Origin of the sequence: Fibrobacter sp. (assembly GCF_017545445.1) — a bacterium.
Taxonomy (GTDB): Bacteria; Fibrobacterota; Fibrobacteria; order Fibrobacterales; family Fibrobacteraceae; genus Fibrobacter.
Genome location: NZ_JAFWOM010000145.1, coordinates 1 through 5,333, shown reverse-complemented (window position 1 = coordinate 5,333; position 5,333 = coordinate 1). Strand labels below are relative to the sequence as shown.

Below are 5,333 nucleotides of genomic sequence, written 5' to 3'. Positions count from 1 at the left end.
GCCCGGAATACGAAAGCCTCAAGGCCCGCGCCAAGGCTATGGACGAAAAGTACAACGAAGCTATTGAATACGTGAAGTCCGTTGAAAACAACGAATTCACCGACCTCTGCAGCCGTCACTTGTACGAACTCGCCGCCAACTGCGTGATGACCCAGTTGCTCCTCCGCGACGCTACCAAGGCACCGGAACTGTTCGACAAGAGCATGAAGGTGTACTTGAACCTCGCCGAAGCCGAAGTCGCCAAGCACTACAACTTCGTGAAGAGCCTCCGCGTGGAATCGCTCGAAAGCTACAAGCAGGCTTAGTTAGTAGGAAGTAGGCAGTAGACGGTAGACAGTGATGGATGCCGTCTGCGGCAAAACTGTCATCCTGAGCAAAGCGTAAGCGAAGTCGAAGGATCTAAAAATTCAGCCCTGACTCATTGCGAGTCGGGGCTTTTTTGTTTATGGGCGTACCCCCTAGGGGTTGTATTGCTCCTTACTTTGAAAAATGTATATTAAAAACATGGCAATGGCGAATAAAATCAAGGATGTCTTCAAACAGCACGGACTTTTGGCAAAGTACCGGTTGAAGAATGTAGGCATTTTCGGTTCATCAACAAGAAGCGACGAGCCAAACGACATCGACTTGATTATTTCCGATTTTGAAGATTACCATGACTTAATAGGTTTGAGAGAAGAGCTAGAAATGAGGACTGGCAAGAAGGTCGACCTGGTCATTCAAAAGTACGCAAGCCCAATCATTGTCCGCCACGCATTGGAAGAAGCGGTCTATGTTGCCTGAAGAATGTGCGAAACCAAGTCCAAATTAACCAAGTTGGATTTGAGAGCCATAAAAGGGATGCGCAACAGAATAGTGCACGATTACCAGAACCTGGACTCCTACATTATTTTTGATGCCATTCAGAAAGATTTGCCCCCTCTCAAAGATACTCTTTACGAAGTAATCTCTGCTGGGCTGAAAAACAACATCTTTGACAGGGAAGATTTCAACATCTCCAAAGTCAGCGAATTCTACAAGGATATTGATTTTTCAAAGATTGAATGTTAACTTCAATCAAAAAGAATTCAGCCCTGACTCAATACGAGTCGGGGCTTTTTGTTATAGGCGTTCCCCCTACGGGGTCGGGCTATACTCGCTTCGCTCACCGAGCCTGTAGTCTCGGCCCCAAGGGGTTACTATCCCTAACACAAAAGCACACTATTTATTCACACTTTTATAAAAGCAACGAACCTCTAAACCACTCCCCATAAGGGTTCGCCTTCGGATTAGGGTTGTAGTTTCCATTTTCACATTTCCAAAATTCGCTTTCATAAGTTTTGTGGTTGACTTGCGGTTCCGTTGACATTATTTCATTTTCGCAATCTTCAATTAGGAAGAATACAGAAAAATAATCATCAGTAGAGACACATTCCCCACTAGGCTTCACTTTCGTGAATTCCAGCTCGCCATCGGCAACATGACTCAAAACACTTCCAGTAAGCAGACCGCCGCCATCCACAAACGTTATAAAGTATTGACAGTTCCCATCTTTTTCTATCAAACGATTTTTCATTATTTTCGCCGTCATCGGGAAACACTGCGGTATATCGTTTTCTTCAATTTTAACCAAAGGCGATTTTAGCTCCATCGTATTTACATTCAAGGTTAATTCCGCAAAATCTATGCAATTCATACTTGGTAATCCGTTGTATGCAATTACATGTTCGTCAAAAGAAAGTTGATCAGCACTTGAAGCATACTGCAAGACATAATTTTCAAGTGTTTGCTCATATTTGATTGTTACTGCCGTATCGCTAGGAGAAAGTGTTGACACAGGTTCTCGCCCACCAGCACTGGAAGAGCTTGAACTTTCTCCCCCTTTTGACGAAGAAGACGGTGTTACCCCTCTACCTGTTGAATTTTGAGCATTCCTTGACATTTCGAAACAGCGATTCGTAGCGATAGCGCTAAAATATGTTATCAAGATATTCGCAGAATCAGATTCTATTGCCTTTACTCGACAAGCCGCATCAAAAGCACCTTCCTTACAGCCTTCACTTAGGGTAAAGAATTCGCTATTCGATTTATTATCGCAATTAGTCTTGAACTCGGCAAAAGCAGAATCACAGGATTGTTCGAGTCCCTCCGCTTTCAAGGTTGTCACCGCAACAGAACCGGAAATTTGTATGGTCATCGCTATGGATGCACTATCCGCGGTACACTCTGCACGAGCGCCCGAACAATCATCCAAAACGGCCAACCTGCCTCCGTCTATTTTGGCATATGCAGCCTCGTTCAAATCCAAGCCATAATTATACCAATCGTTCACCTGTTTCTCTAAAAGAGCATTCTGGTCTTCGATTGTACCGCCAGAAACCTTGTTCGATTCAGAACAAGATTCCAGCAGCAAAACAAGCGAACAAAGCAATAGTAATCCGAAATCAAATTTCATTGTTAAGAAATCCTAAAAATCATTCCCTACTCATTCTGAGTTGTATCGCAAACCATTCCATTTTCCGTATCGCCTTGGCAATGCACGGTAGGCAAGACATCTGCTTCGGGAAGATTTGCAATAAACGTTTCGCACTCGCTTTTGAGTGTATTAGCAATAGACCTAAGCTCAGTATGACTAGAAATTTTGGCTACACAGGACATTTCAAGGGATGTGCCGCACCCGCCACTGTATATTTTGTAAGCACCACCTTTCTCATTGCATTCAGTAACAAAAGCTATACTGTCAGACACACAAAGTTCCGTCTTTCCAGCAAAGGATTTATAGTGCAAATCCTGCATATAAAGGGAACCTTCATTTTCCTTGAGGAGAATGGTTGCATCATCGTATTGATCAAGAATGGTGCTATAACCGGAGATTTTTTCCTTTTTTGACTTGTAAAAGGATATTCCATTTTCTTCATTATACAGATTTACCCAACAACTTCCATTGGACTTTATCTCGTTGTACACAACATCCTTTTCGGTCGTAAAAGTAAACAAGACCGGCGAGAGAGTGAGAGTCGGCTCATCCGTCGGAGTCACGTTGTTAACATCGTCAAAAAGAACAGCCTTATTGCGACTTCCAAAAGAATCCAGCATACTGTTCATGAAAACAATGTCTGCATCGGACAAAGGATCACCCGCAGTATTTTTAACAGAAGCCGCTTCCGCAGTGGAGTCAATTCCAACGGAAGATACTGTTCCTTTATCTTCGGAACAAGCCGCAAGCGCAATCACAGCTGCGAAAGAAACAACGATTCGTTTATTCATGGTTATGCTCCTTTTTTTAGTGAAGTTTCATTTTTCTCAATTTTTTCCGTAAGTGGGAACATTTGCAAATTCAATCGGTACACTCGGTTTCCGCCTTTTTTTGCCGTCGCAATAGATATGATTCTTTTACGACAATTTTCCAATTCCTTTAAGATTTCGGCATAGTCATCATCGTCTATTCCCATGGTGATTCCCGTAAAATTTCGCTCATCTATGGGATACTTTTCAATAGCTTCTTTTGCAAAATCAGCCATATCCTTATGCATTTGGCGAACGAGCATCGGCATGGCTGCAACGGACATCTGGAGCGAACGATCCACTTGTTCGTACTCATCATCCGCAGTCTTTTTTAAGAACTTCGCACGAGTCAAAAACGCCAATGCATTGCGAACTTCCTCGGCCGAGAAAACACCTCCACAAGCCTTTGCGACATCCAAAGGATTCGCCCTAGGCATCATGGGAGCAAGCTCTCGAAGCACGGGATATTTCCACGATTCGTAAAAAGAGACCGACTCACCTTCTAAAATGCGGACTTTGTGAGCACAGGCAATTTCCTTCATTTCTGTATAGGCAGCCTTTCTGTCTGCATCTCTCTTTGCCTGTCCAAATTTTACAAGTTGTCTAAAATATTCTCTTTCTGCTCCCACAAGATCCATCGCATCTGCAACTCGTTCAATTCCATTCTTTGACAAGCCACTTTTACCTTCACACACAAGTTTCATATAATTGGGTGAAGTAAATCCACCTTTCTTTGCAAAATCGCGCCAAGAAAAAACAGATGTTCGCTTTTTCCACTGGTAGTAATCGTTCATAAAAGAACGGTAATCTTCATATTCAATTACAGACTTCATTGTAGTCTAAATATATTTCACCGTTCGCTAGCCACGTGCAGTTTTTCTATACAAAATTTGTGAAATTTTATCAATTTGTATAATTTTGCGTATAATAAAAGAATTTTCGATATTTCACTATACACTAAAATGCTTATTCGGGCATTTATAGGCAAAAAAAACGCTAAAGAATGGTTAAAACAAAAGCAACAATCTTCAAACGTATCGATTTTTCAAATCGTCAAATACCTCATCAAGCGATTTTCCTCTGCCCTCAACAGCGTCAGCATAACCTCGTTCCATTTTGCGTTCGAACTCTTCGTCTGTTTCTAGTAGAGCATCGCAACGCAGTTCATCGCTTGTATTATTTTCAGCATCACTCATACAACATATACTTCCAATTATCATAACTCGCAAGAGAGCCAACTCTCCATGCAAAAGAGCCCGATTTCGCAACGAAAAACGGCGTTTTTAGAGCAAACTGCAGAGGAAAAGGGCTTTTCCAACTTGGAAGGGGGTTGGCAAATAAACAGTGAAAAAGGTATATTTAAAAAAGAATCAACCGGAGTAAGGTATGCTTGATGTTTGCGAATGCATAAAACCCGACTCATATGTCAGTTCCAACATTGACGATGTCATGGACTTCGTTAATGAACGAAAAGAGCCGCTTGTAATAACCCAAGAAGGAAAATCTCGGGCTGTTTTGGTTGATGTCGAGACATACCAGGATATGAAAAACGCCTTTAATCTGCTTAAAATCATTCAACTTTCCGAACGAGATGTCCAAGCCGGGAGAACGGAATCAGCAACATCGGTATTTCAGGAACTAAGGCAGAAATACAATGTCGCAAGATGATGTTTACAATGTAATTGTATCTCGATTCGCAAAAGATGACTTGAATGAGATTATCGAATACTACGACTCATTAAACAAATCTTATGTCGAATCCGTAATCAATCAATTTGAAGACAACATTTTATCTTTGTCGCATTTTCCACAAAGTGGACGAATCATCCCAGAAATACACAAGCAAGGCATTGAACGATACAGGGAATGAATTCAGGGAAAATACCGAATTGTATATGAAGTCAGAGAAAAGGATGTTGTCATCCACACGATTATTGACAGCAGAAGAAATTTCGAAGAAACTTTGATTCTTAAATTAATGCGATACATAAAAAAATAAAGGAATTTCTATTGCAAAAGGACGCAGACTCAAATGAGTTTGCGTCTTTTTCTTTTGAGGGCGGGTGGGC

9 protein-coding genes are annotated in these 5,333 nt (G+C 41.7%); 5 read left to right on the top strand and 4 right to left on the bottom strand.

Translation table 11 applies throughout. The features are described from left to right. The 3 genes from IKG78_RS17130 to IKG78_RS17120 all read left to right on the top strand — a co-directional run. Positions 1–305: Acyl-CoA dehydrogenase C-terminal domain-containing protein (locus IKG78_RS17130; RefSeq protein ID WP_290945736.1), on the top strand; the 305-nt coding region annotated here is incomplete at its 5' end. Positions 306–504: 199 nt separating this feature from the next. Beyond that, the gene (locus tag IKG78_RS17125; protein ID WP_290945734.1) at positions 505–783 is read left to right on the top strand and encodes a nucleotidyltransferase domain-containing protein; all 279 of its coding nucleotides are present in this window, start codon (positions 505–507) and stop codon (positions 781–783) included. A 3-nt stretch (positions 784–786) separates the two neighbouring features. Continuing rightward, the gene (locus tag IKG78_RS17120; protein WP_290945732.1) at positions 787–1,050 is read left to right on the top strand and encodes a HepT-like ribonuclease domain-containing protein; all 264 of its coding nucleotides are present in this window, start codon (positions 787–789) and stop codon (positions 1,048–1,050) included. A gap of 166 nt (positions 1,051–1,216) precedes the next feature. On the opposite strand, the gene IKG78_RS17115 is transcribed toward IKG78_RS17120, so the two are convergent. The 4 genes from IKG78_RS17115 to IKG78_RS17100 form a co-directional block, all read right to left on the bottom strand. Further along, positions 1,217–2,434 carry a hypothetical protein gene (locus IKG78_RS17115; RefSeq protein ID WP_290945730.1) on the bottom strand — a complete coding sequence of 406 codons (1,218 nt, stop codon included), beginning with the start codon at positions 2,432–2,434 and terminating at the stop codon, positions 1,217–1,219. 26 nt (positions 2,435–2,460) lie between these two features. Next, positions 2,461–3,246, bottom strand: coding sequence for a hypothetical protein (locus IKG78_RS17110; protein WP_290945729.1), 786 nt, complete (start codon positions 3,244–3,246; stop codon positions 2,461–2,463). A 2-nt stretch (positions 3,247–3,248) separates the two neighbouring features. Continuing rightward, on the bottom strand, positions 3,249–4,097 hold the full coding sequence (locus IKG78_RS17105) for a TIGR02147 family protein (protein WP_290945727.1): 849 nt from the start codon (positions 4,095–4,097) through the stop codon (positions 3,249–3,251). Between the two features lie 195 nt (positions 4,098–4,292). Continuing rightward, positions 4,293–4,460 (bottom strand): hypothetical protein, encoded by a 168-nt coding sequence (locus IKG78_RS17100; protein WP_290945725.1) that lies wholly within the window; start codon positions 4,458–4,460, stop codon positions 4,293–4,295. 190 nt (positions 4,461–4,650) lie between these two features. Here IKG78_RS17100 and IKG78_RS17095 point away from each other — a divergent pair, with 190 nt between their 5' ends. Then, positions 4,651–4,932, top strand: a complete 282-nt coding sequence (locus IKG78_RS17095; protein ID WP_290945723.1) for a type II toxin-antitoxin system Phd/YefM family antitoxin — start codon at positions 4,651–4,653, stop codon at positions 4,930–4,932. Next, on the top strand, positions 4,919–5,134 hold the full coding sequence (locus IKG78_RS20445) for a type II toxin-antitoxin system RelE/ParE family toxin (RefSeq protein ID WP_366075732.1): 216 nt from the start codon (positions 4,919–4,921) through the stop codon (positions 5,132–5,134). The genes IKG78_RS17095 and IKG78_RS20445 overlap by 14 nt, the downstream gene beginning before the upstream one ends. The last annotated feature ends 199 nt before the right edge of the window (positions 5,135–5,333 follow it).

Coding starts and splice junctions, on each gene's coding strand:
- IKG78_RS17125 (WP_290945734.1), top strand. CDS start 505: ATGGCAATGGCGAATAAAATCAAGGATGTCTTCAAACAGCACGGACTT.
- IKG78_RS17120 (WP_290945732.1), top strand. CDS start 787: ATGTGCGAAACCAAGTCCAAATTAACCAAGTTGGATTTGAGAGCCATA.
- IKG78_RS17115 (WP_290945730.1), bottom strand. CDS start 2,434: ATGAAATTTGATTTCGGATTACTATTGCTTTGTTCGCTTGTTTTGCTG.
- IKG78_RS17110 (WP_290945729.1), bottom strand. CDS start 3,246: ATGAATAAACGAATCGTTGTTTCTTTCGCAGCTGTGATTGCGCTTGCG.
- IKG78_RS17105 (WP_290945727.1), bottom strand. CDS start 4,097: ATGAAGTCTGTAATTGAATATGAAGATTACCGTTCTTTTATGAACGAT.
- IKG78_RS17100 (WP_290945725.1), bottom strand. CDS start 4,460: ATGAGTGATGCTGAAAATAATACAAGCGATGAACTGCGTTGCGATGCT.
- IKG78_RS17095 (WP_290945723.1), top strand. CDS start 4,651: ATGCTTGATGTTTGCGAATGCATAAAACCCGACTCATATGTCAGTTCC.
- IKG78_RS20445 (WP_366075732.1), top strand. CDS start 4,919: ATGTCGCAAGATGATGTTTACAATGTAATTGTATCTCGATTCGCAAAA.